Consider the following 17,664-nt stretch of genomic DNA (forward strand, 5'->3'; position numbering starts at 1 on the left):
ATTGGATGCTTATTTCTTTATTTCGGTGCTAATGAACTTTCCTTCTTCGCAAAGCTCTCTAGAGCGTATAAGTGCCTTTTCGATATGCTCGTCATTGAACTGTTTTTCAAACAGGCGTTGCACTAGCCAGGGGAATTTAAGCAACCAAGACATTTTACGAGGCGCAACAATCTCCCGCTGACGTTTATTGATACCGTCTACCGCAATGATTGCCACGTCTTCTGCAGAAATAGAATCCGTGTCCGACGCATTCACATTTCCCCAAAGCAACTGCATCAATGGGTCGGTGTCCCTATTATCGTCTCCCTTACCTTTAACAAAATTTGGGCATAAAATACCGGCCTTGATTCCTCTATACCTTACTTCTTGCCGATAACAATCAAGCATGGCGTATAAACCCGCTTTAGAGGCGCAATATGCAGACTGTAATGGAGAGCGTCCAACTGCTGCCGTAGAAGCTACCGCTAAAAAATAGCCCCGTGTTTGCGCCAAATACGGCGTAGCGACTTGCGCAACGCGGTAGCCTCCAACTAGGTTGATATCAAGCATTCGCTGCAAAAAGGTAGAGGGTGTATTTTCCAGTGCACCTGAGCCCATTATTCCAGCGTTTGAGACAACAATATCCACGCGACCACAGGCATCCGTCGCGGCATCAAAAGCTTGTTGAATAGACGTTTCTTCGCCAACGTCCATCTCTACGGCAATCGTATTACTCATAGACTTTGCCATTTTTTCAAGTCTGTTGTATTCAAGTCCTGCCAGAATGAGCTTCGCACCCCGTTTATGAAGTTCAAGCGCTATTGCTTTTCCTATATTGCGTGCAGGCCCGGTGATTAAGGCAACTCTGCCTTGGATCTTGTCGTTATTCATGTGCTTGGCTCCCATCCTTTGACGATCCTGATATTTGGCCTTTGTCGACATGGGCACTCTTCTGTTCACGGTAGTGTGCGCGCTGATGAGCCAGTGGCAGCTTGATGAATTCATTTATAAAACCAAGCTGATGGGATATGGCTTGTTCAAATGGCTCTTTGTGATAAATTTCGAAGTGTTCTATATCGTAATTAATACACTTACCTAAAGGTGCGCGTGCTGCGGCCGCTTGCGCAGGCTCGGGGGGAGTGACCACATCTTTTGTTGCAACCTGAACAAGCAAGGGGCATTGAATGTCCTTTGTTTTAAGACCTGGACGCCAATTGATGATTTCAAGAAAAACACGTGGAGTGATGCGATTTTCCCAGTTTGCCTCAATGTTCTGTTGCCATAAATCATCGGGAATGGCATCAGCAGAACTCATGGCGGCCACTTCTCCGGGATAACCTATACTGGCAATGTAATACGGGTATTTATTGCGTTTTTCGCGCCATTTATCGCGGATAGCACTGTAAAGTAGAGGTAAAGCACTTTTAAGGGAGCCGGTATTCGCTTTTCCATCGGCAAAGGGCGCTTGAGCAATGACTCCAGCTATAGATGTGTTTTTACTGGCAATATCCATAACGTGCCCACCAGAAAGCGAACTGCCCCATAAAACTATTGCATGCTCATCACATGTATGTTGTTCTTTGCACCACTGAATAACACGTTCATAATCCTCATGTCGGCGCTGAATGGACATCCATTGTCTTGGCCAGCCACTCGACTGACCAAAGCAGCGATAGTCAAAAAGGATAACCCTGAGCCCGGCCTCGGCAAAGCGGTCGCCGTAGCGCAAAAGTGCATGATTGATCGTTCCTCCAAAGCCATGGGCCATGATTATTGTTGCCGCATTTTGTTTAGGGGTTTGGTCGCTATATTTTTGCCAAAGTGCTAGCTTGTCGCCTTGATGATCAATTTCTAGTCGTTCGGTAGTGACACCAACAACAGGTCTGTAAACGAAGGTCATTACTTAGTGCCTTCACGCGCATCAAGCGGGGTTAGTATCGACTCATCAATCAGGCCGTTCTTCTGCATTTGCCTTAGTATACGTTTACTATAGCTTTTGGGCATAAAACGAACGATGTAGTCTATTATTTTGGCGTCCATTCCGATTAGGATGCGAGGGTCTTTATTCTGAATACCTTTTATAATCGTGGAGGCCGCCTTTTCCGGGCTGGTGATAAAAGACTGCTTAAAGGTTTGCATGTCTTTTTCACGCTCTTCTTTTGTACGAGAACCTGCACTGATTGCACGGTCTGCAATATTCGTTTGAATACCTCCAGGGTGAACAACCGAAACACTTAGCTTGGGATAGTAGTTAAGTGCTTCCATACGCAATGACTCTGTGTAACCACGTACTGCAAATTTAGAAGCACAATACGCGCTTTGTAAACCAACAGCCGATACGCCAAAAATAGACGATATATTGACAACACTTGCTTCTTCGCGCTTCACGAGTTCAGGAAGGAAAAGCTGCGTGCCATGCACTACACCGAAAAAATTAATCTCCATTACAAGGCGGAGGTCTTCCTCACGCATGTGCTCAACTGTTACCGCCTCATGAGCAATGCCTGCGTTATTGATAATTCCATCAACATGCTGAAATGCGTTGATAGTTTGATCTCGAAATGCCTCCCACTCATGGCGTTCGGCGACTGAAAATGCCTGTTTCACGCAGGGTTTAGACAACAACGCAGCGGTTTTTTCCAAGGCTTTGTTGTCCACATCGTTTAGGGCAAGAAGCGCACCTTGTTTATCCAAGGCAATAGCAAGTGCTTTACCGATGCCTGAACCTGCACCGCTTAACACAAATACTTTATTTTCGAGCTGCTGCATTACTTAACTCCATTTGATGAATTTTTTGTTGTGTCATTTGATGAGAAGCTTTTGTAATCGGGTAGCGTTTGCATACGTAAAGCGTAATTGCAAAGAGCAACAGAGGAATGGGACCTGCCATCCAGATAAACGCATTCAGCGTTATATCGCTTTGCTCAATTTGTCCGACGCGGTGCTCAAAAAGAGAGAGGATAATTGCGTTGGAAAATATGCCAACCGAGCTTGCACACTTGGTCATAAAAACAAAGCTTGAATATACCAAGCCTTCTCTGCGCGCACCGAAAGCAAGTGTGTCTTCATCAACCGTATCGGGAAGCATCGCCCAGGGAAACAAATTAATGGCAGAAATGCCAACGCCTGAGAGTATTGCAGCTAAAATAAGCATGCTGCTTGCACCAGTTCTTGGCATAAACGGAATTAAGCATAAAAAAAGCATATAGATTAAAATGCCAAGCACTAAGGCTTTAACTTTACCTAATCTGTGCCCAAGATAGGCCCAAACAGGAAAAGTAGCGATTGATAAAACAAATATCGCGCCAAGCATGCTTTGCTGCTGTTCCCCAGGTAACTTAACCACTGACTCAAGATAAAAGGGAAGAATGGACTGCACAATCATGGTAGCAATAACGGTTAATACTTGAATCAGCATTACCATCCTAAACCCATTTAAAGCAAATACACTGGAAAAATCCTTAATTAGATGCACGCCAGATATGGGCTGTTTAGCTCCTCGGGTATCCGGTATCTTCCATACAAATGGGATGAAAAAGACCAACCCTAAAACAGAAAAGCTCACTGCGGTCATCCACCATGCGTAAGGCTCAGTGGTGGCTAGGTCGCCTTGCTGTGCGAACTGAAGCACTAATGCGGGTGTAAATGCAATACCAATTAGAACGGCGAGCATAACAAAAGTTACATTGTAGGTGACTTGCCTGGTTCGCTGGTCGTAATCAGGCACTAACGAAGGCAGCATCGCGTGGCGCGGAATACTGATCAGGGTATAAAAGAATGAAAATATTACAAATGCCAATGAAGCAAGAGCGAACTGAATCAAAGGATCGCGACTAAGGTCAGGTAAATACCATAGTGCAACAAACGATAAAGCCGCCGGTAAAAGCCCCCAATTAATAAATACTTTACGACCGTGACTGTGCTGAATTCTATCTGAAAGTCTTCCTATAAAAGGGTCTAAAACAGCGTCAGCCAAGCGTCCAATAATAAATGCAATACCGGCATACAAAGCTGGCATCTCTACAATATTGACAAAGTAATAGAGCAACCAGGAATTAATCGTGACAAAAGTAATGGCCAAATTCACTTCTGGCGTTGCAAATGACAGCCTTTTAGCTAAGCTATTGATTTTATTGCCTTCCATGCTTATTTTTCGCCATTTCTTTTATACATTCTAGCACTAGCCTACCGAGCAATTGTTTACAAAATGTAAAAATTAAGTTGTATTAATGATTATTAATATGATAGTACTATCAGTTAATGTCAAGTTGTGATTTTAAAAATCTCAATTTAGCGGATGCCATTTTACTTTTGTTTATAATTGCCAGATGGGGAGAGCCAGCTATGCCAAATACAAGAAAGACTTACAATATAAATGCAATGGAAGAGCGAAGTAACAAAATAAAGCAAAGGATAACTACCCGTCAAAATCATTTTAGTGTCTCCTCGATATGTCTTTTTGTAATTGGCGTTTTATCTGCCGACATGGCATATGCCAACAGCGTGTTAGAAATTTCCAATGGACAAGAAACGGACGAGGTGCAAAGTGCTCAAACTCAAGAACCGCCTAGAAGCACAGAAACGGTGGTTGATTTGGAAGTAATAGAGGTTACGGCTCAGCGTAGAGTGCAAAACTTACAGGATGTGCCGGTATCCATAACAGCTATTTCGACTGATGCGCTTGAATCTGCTGCGGTAAAAGACATTTTTGATCTAGAAGTTGCAGTGCCAGGTTTACAAACATTTTTGACGCAAAGCGCAACCCAAGTGAATTTAGACATAAGGGGAGTGGGCACCTCGTCACAAAACTTTGGTTTGGAGTCTTCAGTCGGTTTATATGTTGATGATGTTTTTCGTGCAAGACAAAACTCTATTATTAACAATCTGGTCGATTTAGAAGCGGTGGAGATTTTGCGAGGCCCGCAAGGTACCTTGTTTGGTAAAAATACACCATCAGGTGCGGTAGTGATCCGCACAAAAGCACCGCGCCACGATGAGCTAGACGCTTTACTGGAAGCCACATTTGGCAATTATGGCTTGATGAATTTTGCAGGGGCGACGAACCTTAATGTACTTGAAGATGAGCTCAGTTTTCGATTTACAGGATTTAGCAGTAATCGAGATGGATATGTAAGCGATATTAGTCTTGGCGAAGACAGCATTCACAACAGAGACAGATACGGCTTGCGCGCACAAATGCTCTGGACGCCGAATGATGACTTGCGTGTGCGTGTAATTGCGGATTATTCGGAAATTGACGAAATATGTTGTGCAGCGCCAACATTTTTAAGTAACTTTCAATCGCGAGACGTGCCGGGCGTATTTGGTACAGATGCGATTTTTGCTCAACTAGGTGGAAGCATTTTCACCGGAGATGAATTTTTTGACTACCGGGTTGCGCTTAACTCCTTACCCATTTCCCAAAATGAAGACAAAGGTATTTCAGCGCAGATTGATTATACGATTAATGATGCATGGTCACTTACTTCAATTACCGCAATGCGTGATTTTTCTTCTCGAGACACAATTGATGGAGATTTCACCGATATTGATTTAGTGACTACGACAAACAGAGCGCAACAAAAGTCATATTCTCAAGAGCTTCGCTTCAATTATACAGCGAAAGACCTTAATGCTGTTTTGGGGGCTTACTATTTTACACAAGATTTGGATTTAGACTATAAAGTAGAAATTGGCGATCAGTTTGACGATTTTTACAATGCTGCAATCGCGCCAAGCATTGCAGCGTCGCCACTTGGCCCCTTGCTAGATGGTTTAAATCAAATCAGCGCAGCCACCGGTGGGCTTATTGCACCAGTAGGCCCCGGCGTAGCAGCTGGATTTAGCTTTCCGCACATTGCCCTTCAGGAACATACTTCTTATGCTTTATTTGGCCAATTTGACTATAATCTCACAGACAACTTTATACTCACAGCAGGACTTCGTTACACTGATGAAGACAAAGATTTACTGAGCGAGTTTAGTGAGTTAAATAACGAAGGTATGCAAACGATACCAGCGGATTTCAATGCCGCTGGTGCTGCACTTGGGGAAATTGGCGCAGGGCTTGCCCTTGGTCAGTTGCCTACTCCTGAACAACTCGCACCGCTCGCACCCCTGCAGACGCCAGGCTGGGCTTTTCCATTAGTGGCTGCGGCGACAGCGCCTCGACCAAGCATTGACACTAAACTGTCTGACAGCCAAACGACAGGAACAGTCAAACTCAGCTATGTCCCCAATAGCGATACACTTTTATATATTTCTTATGCCACAGGTTATAAATCGGGCGGTACTAATACCGACCGGATCCCTTTCGGGTTTACGCCGCTTTTTGATGCTGAAACCGCGAAATCATTCGAAGTTGGCATCAAAAAGGATTTTCCAGAACAAGCCTTGCGTATCAACGCAGCAATTCATTCAACACAGGTTGATGATTTTCAGGCAAATACCTACGATGGAGCTGGCTTTAATTTACAAAATGCTGGAGAGTTGGACACCTTTGGCGGCGAAGTTGAATTGACATGGCTACCTACTGATAATATTCAGCTCAACTTGAACTATTCGCATATAGATGCTGAATACGGAGAATTTGAAGCAGGTTCTTGCTATATTGCCTTTACTTTCCATACAGGCATTGATGACCCGGGTCGCCAAAATCCGGATGATCCATTTTGTTCTCGTGCAGGCGATAGACTACCTGGCTCGCCAGAGCATAAATTAAATGCCCAGCTAAGGTATGATCTTGAACTTGCTGACAATTTGTTTATGTATGCAGTGATGGAAGGTATTTTTAGTTCAGATATTATTCGAGATTCCAACAATGATCCTTTAAAAATTCAACCCGGCTATAGCTTTTTCAATGCACGGGTTGGCTTTGAGCTTGAAGAGTTTAATACTGAGATTCTTTTCTGGGGACGCAATATTTTTAACAAGGACTATTATGGCTCAGCAATGTTTGATACCACATTACAAGATGGAAAAATATCCTCATACACGTCGGAACCACGAACATTTGGCGTGACTATACGCAAGCATTTTTGAGGCGCTGACACTCAGATGCTAGTTAAAGTATCTTATATTCATCAAGCCTTGTATTAAGGTTTGTTCAAACGCCACTGCATTGCTATTCTTATTAAAAGATATGTAAATACATGTCTTTTTTATTATGTAAACTGCATAAGGAGTGATATGACAATTCGCTGGGGAATTATTGGTTGCGGCCATATTGCCAAGACATTTGTAAGTTCGTTTAACGCTGTAGAAGGTGCTACCCTCGTTGCTTGCGCGGCAAGTGAACATCAAAGGGCTCAGGCATTTGCAAAAGAACATGGAATTGCGAAGACTTACGAAGACTATCACGCTTTAGTGCAAAGCAATGACATCGATGTTGTTTATATAGCCACGACGCATAACTTTCATTTTGAGCATATTAAGCTGTGTCTTGCACACAACAAACATGTTTTGTGTGAAAAACCTCTGTGTATTAACGCCAAACAAGCTCGAGAAATACAAGCGCTTGCTAAAACGCAACAGCGGCTTGTGGTTGAGGCTGTCTGGACGCGCTTTTTGCCTGCAATACAATCTTTAAAAGAGATGCTCGACAACAAGGTAATTGGCAACATAACATCGGTTTATTGTAATTTCAGTTTAAATCGTGAGTTAGCTGACGAGCACCGACTTATGAATCCAAAATTGGCCGGTGGCGCGTTATTAGATTTAGGCATTTACCCAATTACTTTCGCAGATATTGTATTTGACGAAAAGCCAAGCCGCGCAAACGCAAGTGCAATAAAGTCGCACACCGGCGTTGATAAAGTCTCTAGCTATATGCTGACCTACTCCGATGGTGCAAGTGCGCTTTTAAGCGCTGGATTTAAGCAAAGTGCAGTAATAGAAGCTAAAGTACACGGTGAACTGGGCTATATCGAAATCCCGCATTTTTTAGGGGCAAATTGTTTTACAGTTCATTTGGACGGTAAAGATCCCAAAACGTATTCCTACCCTTATAACGACACTGAGAAGTTTCGTTTCGAGATAGAACATGTTAACAATTGTTTGAAAAAACACTATTCCGATAGTCCGATTTTAAGTCTTTCAAAATCCATCGATCTTTTGGATATTATGGATGAGTTAAGGACTCAGTTTGAGCTTGTTTATGATGACGATGAATATCATTAAGCCTTACTTGCCATTTACGTAGATACAGGATAAGGTTTTTTGCCAAGAGTGCTGAAAAGGGAATTGATATGCCTAGCAAAAATGTGTTTGTCGCATCAAAATATCTTAAGAATATTACTGCACGTTCACATACTAAAGTAACGCACTTACTGGACCTGATTGATGCTTGTGGTTATGAAGTGAAAATAGGTTCAGAGCTCCCTTCGGTGGAATATTTAAAAACGCATCGTCTGGTATTTATTGGCGTTGATCTTTGCGATAGCTCGATGATATTTGATATGCCGGTAATGCGCCATACACACGAACTTCCAGTTGCTTTGTTTAACACTCAGCACGATGAAGAATTAGAGTTGAAGGCCTTTAAAAACGGCTTGAAAGGAATATTGTGCCTAGACGATACATTAGAAAATCAAATAAAAGGGATTCAGGCATTAAATAAAGGCAGGAAATGGTATCGGCGCGAGATTGTAGAACATCTGGCGCAAGAATATGTCAATTCACTTCGCTTGAACTCTCAAGATGTAGAACCGTCTTTCTCAGCAAACCTCACAAGAAGGGAGAAACTTATAACGAGTATGATCGCAGACGGTGCACAAAATCAGGAAATAGCGAATCAACTGCATATTAGTGTGAATACTGTGAAAACACATGTATACAGTATTTTCAGAAAAACCCATTCAAGAAATCGAGCCGAGCTTATCAAGTGGCATATGCGGCAGCTGCAAACCGCTTAACTGCCGAGCTCATATTTTTAAATGATAAAGCGAATGAGGTAAGAAGAGCGAGCTGAGCCAGTATAACTAGGCGCTGGCTCTCCATACATTTTTCTCTATACCTTTTGTGATTAGCTCACCGACCGCTTTTTCAATGCTTTGTTTGACGCATTCAAACATAGGTTCATTGGTTGTGTAGCCTGTTTCTGCTTCCAGCAAACGCTTGAGCGAAACATACCTAAATAATCCTGCCCGTATTTCTTTACTCAGTACTTTTTTACTTGTGGAGACAGAGACCAGCACTTGACCTGTGCGAACATCAACAGCTCGCATATAAATAGAGATTTGGTCTTCGCGGTATAATTCTGATGCACTTATACCAAAATACTCAGCACCAAAACCACCCGTTCGAACGTTTGTATCATATGAAATAATACCGCCTTCGATAATAATTTTGGCTGTCGTTAACGGTGGTAAATCGTTGCTGGCTTCCTCACCCTGAATGGCCGCCCTGACAATTTTTCGCTCTGTTAATATATTCTGAAGCCCTTCACGCTCTACAGGGAGAAACCAGTCTGTTTCAGCTAGTGTTTGCATGAGAACTGACGTTGCTCCTTGAGTGACTGCGGTAGAAAAAGAACTCGCGCCGGTTGAAGGCTTATATTGTCCGGTTTGGTCTCTGAATGCATAAACAGAAACTGGAATTTTACCGACGGGCCGTGGTAAAGCTTTAAGCTCTTTTAATGCTTCACTGTCTTCAATGACCATTGCGTCTTGCTTGTAGGGAGGTAAGCTATCTGAAAGTGCCGAACAACCCGATAGAACAATAAGTGATACTACAACAACAAAATTTTTCATGATTTAACCAAAACGCGGTATTTCAACAATGGTGATCTCATCGGTTAGCAAGTTGGTTATTTCAACAATAATGCTATCCGGGTTGGATGTAATTAACTCAACCTGAAAGTCGCCGCTCACGAAAGTTGAGTCTTGATCAAAAATGCTCGGAATAGGATCGCCATTTTCATCAAAGGATTGTTCGCCAAAGGCGATATCGGTTACTTCTCTTACCAAACGATTAATATATGCTCGCTCCAGAGATTCTTGTAGTCTTTCATCATAGGTGCGCTCACGAGAAGGAGGAGCATGATCATTCTGTGCATTTGCTTTGTTCAATAAAAAGGAGCCATTTAGTGGATTTCCACCAAAGCTGGGATTTATTGGGGTATAAACGAGCTCTGTTGCTTTGACAGAGCCAATGCAACTTACAAAACATGTAAGCGCGATTAGCAATTTCTTTTTAGACATGTTTTTTACCACTCATCATCTGCCATATCGGGATTGTTTTCATTAAAATCTGCTTGCGCTATCGCATCGAGTATCAACACAATGGCCTGTTCAACGCGTTCATCTAAAGATGTCTGTCTGCGACCCATATAAGTCTGATAGATTCTTTTATTGTCAAAACTTACGGTAAGTAAAGTACCCGCTTGAGGCACGACTACCTCTTTAATCAGTAAGTTTTTACCACTGGTATTCGGCACTTCTCTCCAATAATGAGCAAGTTTGCTTGCAAATTCGTGGCCTTGTCGGCTAATTGTGTTATCCAACAATAAGCCATTTAATTCAATTTCTTGTGCATGTGAAGAGTAGGCAAAGCATACGCAAGCAATTACAAGTGCCCTAATACAAGATAAAGAATACCGAATTCGCATAGATATCATCTGACTGAAGAATAAGGAAGGAAGCACGCGCTTCCTTCCTCACGCAACTTACATTTGGGTGACAATAGCTTCGTTAAAGTCACCAATTTGAGTAATGCTAACTGAGCCAGAGCCAGTAATACTGCCAGCTACCAGATTGTCATTACCTATCTGTGTCACTGAGAAGCTGATAGCATCACCAACAAGCTGCATTGGAGAGCCATCTTCAGCTGAAATGAAGTTGCCAACGCCTTCTTGCATAATACTAATGCTTGCATCGTTTCCATTAAGTACCAGGTCAAGCAGGTTCAAATCTCCATTTTGCGCGATATCAATTTGATTACCTATCGATACAGATTCAGTTGCTAAGGTAATACCTGCTGCATTGTCATTACCCTCTTGCACCATGCTTATGATATTGTCATCAGCTAAGAAAGGCACTGGCCCAATTCCCGCTTCAGCCAGTGCGATATTGTTATCTCCTGTCTGTTCAATTTCTACAGTATTGAACCAGCCATCGAAATTAACTGTCGATCCAAGATTTCCATTACCAACCTGAGTAACGCTCATGACATTAAGCCATCCGATTGCACCTGTATAGCCTTCATTGCCGTCGCCAACCTGGAAAATTGTAAACTGATTTCCAATGCCATCAATGGTATCCATGGTCGCAATATTGGCATTTCCAAGTTGCGTGATTTCGCCAACGTTACTGGAACCGGTGAATATGCCCGTTTCCGCAGTGTTGTCATCTCCGGTTTGCTCAAAATCAAAAATATTGGTATCACCAACGGCGCTGATTGTGACGCGGTTTGAATCTCCATCTGTGTCTACATTGACTTCGTTACCCATACCTTCCAATGTCACATTTGAGACCGTAAAAAAACCGCCTTGCTCAACGCTTATTTCGTTATCGTCGCCAAAAATAGTGGTGTAGGATTCGTGCCAATCTTCTGTTTGAGTAACATCAACTGCGTTGCCACTTCCGAATACAGTGTTATCTGACCAATTGCCGCCGTCTCCGGACGAAATAAAGAGTTCGTTTCCATCACCTTCAATCACGTTGATGGAGCGATTAAATATGAAACCGAATGGACCACCATCACCTAACTGCTCAATACTGACTATATTTGCATTACCAGTAATTGATAGGTCGGTAACGCTAGAAAGCCCTTCCTGATATACAGACACTTCATTCGTATCGCCTTGTATCAAGCCAACAACGATATTATCAGAACCAATTTGTACAGTATCGACAGTATTTTCTATGCCAATCACTTCAATGTCTGCACCATTAAAATCACCCTCTTGAAAGATGCTTGAAGAGTTACCTATTTCATTACCTTCTGGTGCAGATTGGGTTAATATGATCACATTTCCTGTCGCATTTGCCATAAAATCTGCTTGTACAACAACGTCGCTCTCTTTTGCTGCAGTTTCTTGTGCGAGTACGGTGTGACTTGCGGATAAGGCGAGTAGTAAGGAACTCGCTATTATTGATTTGTTATATTTCACGATAGTCTCCAAAAGGCGGAAGCACGTCGTCAATTTTGATATTGAGTGACATTTACCACCATTTCATTCCCTATTTGGCGAATAATAAAGTCTTGTTCGCCAAGTTGATGAACATTAGCAATGTTACTATCTCCCACTTGTTCAAATGTGATGTGGTTGTCATTTCCTTCTTGTAGAAGGTTAACAACATTGTTAGCACCAATTTGGGTAATGCTTGCAATATTGTTGTTGCCTTGCTGCATTACATTTGCGAGATTTGTTCCAGTGCTGCTTTGATTGATATTGATTGTGTTGTGCAATCCATATTGATTCACAACTACCGTTGACGTAGTTGCTTCATCGATAATGTTAAACGTTGTTGAAAGGCTTAAAGAAAGGGAAGATTCAATTAAATCGTCATTCACAGTGCTTACATCATTTGCCAGACAATGATTACTCATTATTATCAAGGACACACCGCACAACCCCGCGCAAGCGATGCTTGCGAAACAGCGAAATTGCGAGAGAGTCTTCCTAAATGACATACATCGTCCTTCAAAACATGCCGTAATTAATGACTCTTCTATCTAATCGTTTTAAGACGCAAAGCGCTATCGCTAAAAAGTAGTATTTAAAATGCGTGCCTTTTCTATGTTTCGTCAATTTCTAAAGGGGCTTATCAAATTGCACTAATACTTAAGTGCTAAATTGTGTAAACAAAAATAGACAAAAATTTAAGTATGCTTAAATTGTTTTTGATCCACTTTCTATCAGAATTTAATGCATAAGTATGAGAGGTTTAAGGAGTTGCCCTTAAATTCACAGTAGTAAAGTTGTATTTTTAAGGCTCACTATCGATTTTTTTATACGTTTCGTTTTAGTCTACCTGTGTTGTGAAATTCTAGTTTGTTGAAATAGTTTAAAAAAGTGAAGGTTTTCATGACTTACTTGGCATAAAGCCAGTACGTCCGAACTTACGTTTTAGGAATAAAACCATGAAAACCAAACTTTCAGCTCTAACCTTGGCTATGCTTCCGCTAGTGGTATCGGGACAGACTTCTGCGTCTGCACCTGAAGTGGCGGCCGATTCCATTTTGGTTGTGTATAAAGAAAATACGACACGACTGGATAAAGCGCGTGCGCGCTCATCTATTGGCGCCCGTATTTCAGACGCTAACCGTGATGAAGTTGATGACCGCTTCTCCAATCTTATGCAGGGCCGTATCGCAAAATACGCGCTTCGAAATATGTCTGTTAAAGACGCTCTTAAAAAACTCGAGGGACATCCTGCAATTAAATACGCAGAGCCAAACTATATTTATCGAAAGGCTCTTGTTCCTGATGACCCAAGCTTTGGCAGTTTGTGGGGGCTTAACAATACCGGTCAGAATGGCGGTACAGTCGATGCCGATATCGACGCGGTAGAAGCATGGGACATTTCAACAGGTAGTTCAGATATTGTCATAGGTGTTATTGATACCGGTGTCGATTACCTGCACGAGGACCTTGCCGCAAATATGTGGCGCAACCCTAACGAAATACCAAACGACGGCATCGATAATGACGGCAATGGTTATATTGATGATATTTACGGTATCGATACCGCAAATGGTGATTCAGATCCAATGGACAATGAGTCGCATGGTACACACGTTGCCGGCACTATCGGTGCGGTTGGTAATAACGGCGTTGGCGTAGTGGGCGTGAACCACAATGTCTCAATTGCTGCATGCGCCTTCTTAGGCTCGGGCGGAACCGGATCTACCGATGGCGCTATTGAATGTGTTAACTACTTCACGGGCTTGAAAAACGCGGGTATCAATGTAAAAGCAACGAATAACAGTTGGGGCGGCGGTGGTTTCAGCCAAACCTTGAAAGATGCAATTTCTGATGCCGAAGCTGCCGATATTCTTTTTGTTGTAGCGGCAGGTAATGCGGGTGCAGATAACGATACTGTGCCGAATTATCCTTCTAATTACGATAACGAAGGCTTAATGGCCGTTGCCAGTATCAACAGAAATGACGCTGATTCAGGCTATAGCTACGGTTTAACTACTGTAGATATTGCCGCACCCGGTAGCGCAGTGCTTTCAACCGTGCCAGGAAACAACTACGCTACCTTCTCTGGTACGTCGATGGCGACGCCTCATGTTGCCGGTACTGCTGCGTTGGTTTGGTCAATAAATCCAGATTTAAGCGCTGTTGAAATGAAGCAGTTATTAATGGATAGTGGCGATGATAATGCCTGGGCTGATGGCAGAACAGTGAGCGGCAAACGTCTAAATGCCTACAATGCTTTACTCGCTGGCGACCCGACACCAAGCTTTACGTTCTCTGTTACGCCAACTGCTGCAACCATCGTGGCGGGCGAGTCTATCAGTTACACCTTTGAAGTTGGAAATATTGCTGATTGGGAAGGCGAGGTTACTCTCAATCTCACTGATGAGTCGGGTTTAGCGACACTTTCTGCGAGCACAGTGAGCCCAGGTGACACATTTACGCTTGATGTGGCAACGACAGAAGAAACCGACTGGGGATCCTATAGTTTTACAGTTGAGGGCGTAAGCGGTGAACTCACTCGTGAGAAAACAGTTTCTCTTTATGTTAATCCTGTAGGTTTGACTGATTTCCCATACGACAGCACCGATACGCCTATCGAAATAGTTGATAATCAAAGCTTCGACTCGGTTATCAACGTTCCTGACGAAATCACAGTATTTGGCACAGCAACCTCAGTAGACATCTCGCATACTTATCGTGGTGACATCGAATTGGTATTGACTTCACCTGCTGGAACCTCAGTGACGCTGAAGTCATCGAATGGCGGTGATGGTGCCGATGATGTGGTAGAAACCTTCGAAAGTGCTGCATTTAACGGAGAAGTGGCTACTGGAGACTGGACCTTGACGGTAACAGATGTGTTCTCAGGTGACACAGGACAGCTCAACAATTGGTCCATTACCTTCACCGGTATTGGTGAAGTAGGACCTGCCGCGCCAAATGCTGCATTTAGTTTTGCTGATAATGGACTTGCAGTCGATTTTGTTAACGAAAGTACCGATGTGAATAACGATATTGTTAGTTATTTGTGGGACTTTGGCGACGGAATGACTTCTACTGAAGAAAGTCCTTCGCATATTTATCCTGCAACAGGCGCTTATGAAGTTACGCTAACGGCGACAGACGCTGAAGGCCAATCCGACACTGAAACTCAAACGGTGAGCGTGTCTGACGCGGTGATTGAAGTGACGGTTAAACGTGCAATGCAATCTCGCTTTGGGCATTTACGCGTTGACTTAAATTACTCTGGTTCTTCTTCTGAAATGGTGGATGTATATAGAAACGGCGTTCTTTTGGAAACCGTTGAAAATACAGGCTTATATCGTGATAGAGAGCGCAGTGTAAGCGGTAATAGCTTTACATATGTAATTTGTGATGAGACCACCGCGTGTTCTGATCCAGTTACCGTAAGCTTCTGATAAAAAGGCAGCGAAATTTAAATCGCTTAAAAAGCCCCTGCAAAGGGGCTTTTTTTTGGCTCACAGAATATTTTCACGTAGATATTTAAATAGCGAGCGGTAAGCAGCCGGTGCTTTATTCTCATCTTGCTCTTTTTTGATAGTGCGTAAAAGCTGTCTGAGTTTTTGTCGCTCTAATGATGGATATTCTTCAATAAGCGCCTGAATACCCTCATCTCCTTGTTTTATCAGTTTATCACGCGTCAACTCTACTTCATGAAACGCTCTGACATCTGCTGTATGGGCATTTTTAAGCTTTTCTAAAGCCTGCTCAATAGGGGCAACATCCCGTTTGCGAAGTAGTTTGCCAATAAGCTGAGTTTGCCGTCTGAATCCATCTTTTTTTCGATTGATGCGGGTTGCTATTTCGATGGCATCCTCAAGTTCGTCATCAAGCTTAAGCTTTTGCCGCTCACCTTGTGTCAGGTTCACAAGCTCTAGTCCCAGCTTTTTAAGCGCATCGGAAGCTTGTTTAAGCTGTGTTTTACTGCCGAATTCAGTGGATTCGTATTCACAAGACAGTTCGTTATCAGACTCAAAAGGGTCATTATTCATAAGGCAGATTTCTTGCTAAATTTTTTGTTAAAGATGCTAGACTCTGCGTATTGTAACAGGGCAGCTTTTGAAAACATAATTGTGAATGCTCTAGATAAGATGTGCGTTGACTATCATCAGATTAAATTCGCATCGTTAAACTAACAAAGAAGAAGTGAAACGCAGTATGGACGTCAAACAACAGCAACAAGAAATACAATCCATTGTGGATGACACCTTAAAATTAGCGAAAAAATTAGGTGCAAGCTCCGCCGAGGCGAGTATGTCAAAAGTTCAAGGTATTTCTGTCAGTTCTCGCATGCAAGAAGTTGAAACGGTGGAGTTCACCAATGATGGCGGTTTAGGCGTTTGTGTTTACGTAGGTAATAAAAAAGGCAGTGCATCGACTGCAGATCTCAGCCCGAGCGCCTTAAAGCTCACCGTTGAAAAGGCCATTGAAATTGCAAAGTATACCAGTGAAGACCCTTGTGCAGGTCTAGCCGAAGCTGAACTAATTGCACGCGACATCCCCGATTTGGATCTTTATCATCCTCAGCCATTAGATGCAGAGTATGCTTTAAAACAAGCGCTTGAGGCGGAGAAAGCAGGACTTGAAGCAGACAAGCGTATTGTCAATTCAGACGGAGCAAGTTATAACGCAAATTTGGGCGTACGAGTCTACGGAAATACACACGGTATTAATGCCGCTTATCCGAGCTCGCGCTATAGTTTGAGTTGCGTATTAATTGGTGAACAAGACGGTGATATGCAACGCGATTACGCTTACACCGTATCCAGAGAGGCAGACAAATTAGATGCGCCTGACTATGTTGGTCAGTCGGCCTCAAAGCAAACTGTATCGAGACTTGGCGCTCGTAAAATCAAAACGGCGAATGTACCCGTGATGTTTCATAGAGATATTGCTTCGAGTTTATTTGGGCATTTTATTAGTGCTATCAGCGGCGGCAGTCTTTATAGAAAATCGTCATTTTTACTGGATGCGCTAAACACACAAATTTTACCATCATGGTTTAACTTACTAGAACGGCCTCACTTAAAGCGCTCGCTCGCGGGCAGTCCTTTTGACAACGAAGGCGTAAGGACACAAGACATGGATATTGTCTCGGATGGTGTGCTTAAGCACTATCTTTTAAGTAGCTATTCTGCGCGTAAACTAGGTATGAAAAGTAATGGCCATGCTGGCGGGATCCACAACTGCATAGTGAGTGATACCGGAGAAACTGACGATGAATTGATTAAAAAGATGGATAAAGGGCTCATTGTGACCGAGCTCATGGGGCAGGGTGTAAATATTGTTAATGGTGATTACAGTAGAGGCGCAGCAGGTTTTTGGGTAGAAAACGGTCAAATCCAGTATCCCGTCCATGAAATCACTATTGCTGGCAATTTAAAAGATATGCTCAAAAATATTGTAGCTATTGGAAATGAACGAGAAATCCGAGGCGCGCTTCAAACCGGTTCGGTAATAGTAGAAGGAATGAAAATAGCTGGGAATTAGTCGCTTTACGTAGTAAAGCGGATTAC

General features: G+C 42.9%; 15 protein-coding genes. 5 read left to right on the plus strand and 10 right to left on the minus strand.

Features of this window, described 5'->3' with window-relative positions; all coding sequences use genetic code 11:
* Window positions 1–9: 9 nt before the first annotated feature.
* From D6V41_RS08245 to D6V41_RS08260, 4 genes are read right to left on the minus strand one after another with little or no spacing between them, the layout of a single operon-like run.
* The gene (locus D6V41_RS08245) at window positions 10–870 is read right to left on the minus strand and encodes an SDR family NAD(P)-dependent oxidoreductase (protein ID WP_168710986.1); all 861 of its coding nucleotides are present in this window, start codon (window positions 868–870) and stop codon (window positions 10–12) included.
* Window positions 863–1,879 carry an alpha/beta hydrolase gene (locus tag D6V41_RS08250; protein WP_136250993.1) on the minus strand — a complete coding sequence of 339 codons (1,017 nt, stop codon included), beginning with the start codon at window positions 1,877–1,879 and terminating at the stop codon, window positions 863–865. Before D6V41_RS08250 ends, D6V41_RS08245 begins: the two co-directional genes overlap by 8 nt.
* Complete coding sequence (locus tag D6V41_RS08255) at window positions 1,879–2,748, minus strand: SDR family NAD(P)-dependent oxidoreductase (protein WP_136250994.1); 870 nt, start codon at window positions 2,746–2,748, stop codon at window positions 1,879–1,881. Before D6V41_RS08255 ends, D6V41_RS08250 begins: the two co-directional genes overlap by 1 nt.
* Window positions 2,729–4,123 carry an MFS transporter gene (locus tag D6V41_RS08260; protein ID WP_136250995.1) on the minus strand — a complete coding sequence of 465 codons (1,395 nt, stop codon included), beginning with the start codon at window positions 4,121–4,123 and terminating at the stop codon, window positions 2,729–2,731. Before D6V41_RS08260 ends, D6V41_RS08255 begins: the two co-directional genes overlap by 20 nt.
* Window positions 4,124–4,323: 200 nt before the next feature.
* Between D6V41_RS08260 and D6V41_RS08265 the strand changes: the two genes are divergently transcribed.
* From D6V41_RS08265 to D6V41_RS08275, 3 genes are all read left to right on the plus strand, one after another.
* Window positions 4,324–7,020: a TonB-dependent receptor gene (locus D6V41_RS08265; RefSeq protein WP_168710987.1), complete on the plus strand. Its 2,697-nt coding sequence runs from the start codon at window positions 4,324–4,326 to the stop codon at window positions 7,018–7,020.
* A 147-nt stretch (window positions 7,021–7,167) separates the two neighbouring features.
* Window positions 7,168–8,157, plus strand: coding sequence for a Gfo/Idh/MocA family protein (locus tag D6V41_RS08270; protein WP_136250997.1), 990 nt, complete (start codon window positions 7,168–7,170; stop codon window positions 8,155–8,157).
* 68 nt (window positions 8,158–8,225) lie between these two features.
* Window positions 8,226–8,891, plus strand: coding sequence for a helix-turn-helix transcriptional regulator (locus D6V41_RS08275; RefSeq protein ID WP_136250998.1), 666 nt, complete (start codon window positions 8,226–8,228; stop codon window positions 8,889–8,891).
* 66 nt (window positions 8,892–8,957) lie between these two features.
* Here D6V41_RS08275 and D6V41_RS08280 read toward each other — a convergent pair whose 3' ends face one another.
* The 5 genes from D6V41_RS08280 to D6V41_RS08300 are packed head-to-tail and all read right to left on the minus strand — an operon-like array spanning window position 8,958 to window position 12,528.
* Window positions 8,958–9,728, minus strand: a complete 771-nt coding sequence (locus D6V41_RS08280; protein ID WP_136250999.1) for a CsgG/HfaB family protein — start codon at window positions 9,726–9,728, stop codon at window positions 8,958–8,960.
* A gap of 3 nt (window positions 9,729–9,731) precedes the next feature.
* Complete coding sequence (locus tag D6V41_RS08285; RefSeq protein ID WP_136251000.1) at window positions 9,732–10,178, minus strand: curli assembly protein CsgF; 447 nt, start codon at window positions 10,176–10,178, stop codon at window positions 9,732–9,734.
* Window positions 10,179–10,183: 5 nt separating this feature from the next.
* On the minus strand, window positions 10,184–10,621 hold the full coding sequence (locus tag D6V41_RS08290; protein ID WP_241664476.1) for a curli production assembly/transport protein CsgE: 438 nt from the start codon (window positions 10,619–10,621) through the stop codon (window positions 10,184–10,186).
* 21 nt (window positions 10,622–10,642) lie between these two features.
* The gene (locus D6V41_RS08295) at window positions 10,643–12,088 is read right to left on the minus strand and encodes a curlin (RefSeq protein ID WP_136251001.1); all 1,446 of its coding nucleotides are present in this window, start codon (window positions 12,086–12,088) and stop codon (window positions 10,643–10,645) included.
* Between the two features lie 29 nt (window positions 12,089–12,117).
* The gene (locus tag D6V41_RS08300; RefSeq protein ID WP_168710988.1) at window positions 12,118–12,528 is read right to left on the minus strand and encodes a curlin subunit CsgB; all 411 of its coding nucleotides are present in this window, start codon (window positions 12,526–12,528) and stop codon (window positions 12,118–12,120) included.
* A 534-nt stretch (window positions 12,529–13,062) separates the two neighbouring features.
* On the opposite strand from D6V41_RS08300, the gene D6V41_RS08305 reads away from it, so the two are divergent.
* On the plus strand, window positions 13,063–15,546 hold the full coding sequence (locus D6V41_RS08305) for a S8 family serine peptidase (RefSeq protein WP_136251003.1): 2,484 nt from the start codon (window positions 13,063–13,065) through the stop codon (window positions 15,544–15,546).
* A 60-nt stretch (window positions 15,547–15,606) separates the two neighbouring features.
* Here the strand turns inward: D6V41_RS08305 and yjgA are convergent, their stop codons facing one another.
* Entirely contained in the window at window positions 15,607–16,140 is a 534-nt protein-coding gene (gene yjgA / locus D6V41_RS08310) for a ribosome biogenesis factor YjgA (protein WP_136251004.1), read from the minus strand.
* Between the two features lie 166 nt (window positions 16,141–16,306).
* Here yjgA and pmbA point away from each other — a divergent pair, with 166 nt between their 5' ends.
* Entirely contained in the window at window positions 16,307–17,638 is a 1,332-nt protein-coding gene (pmbA, locus tag D6V41_RS08315; RefSeq protein ID WP_136251005.1) for a metalloprotease PmbA, read from the plus strand.
* Window positions 17,639–17,664: the final 26 nt, after the last annotated feature.

It is taken from the genome of Ningiella ruwaisensis (assembly GCF_004798935.1).
In the GTDB taxonomy this organism is placed as follows: domain Bacteria; phylum Pseudomonadota; class Gammaproteobacteria; order Enterobacterales; family Alteromonadaceae; genus Glaciecola; species Glaciecola ruwaisensis.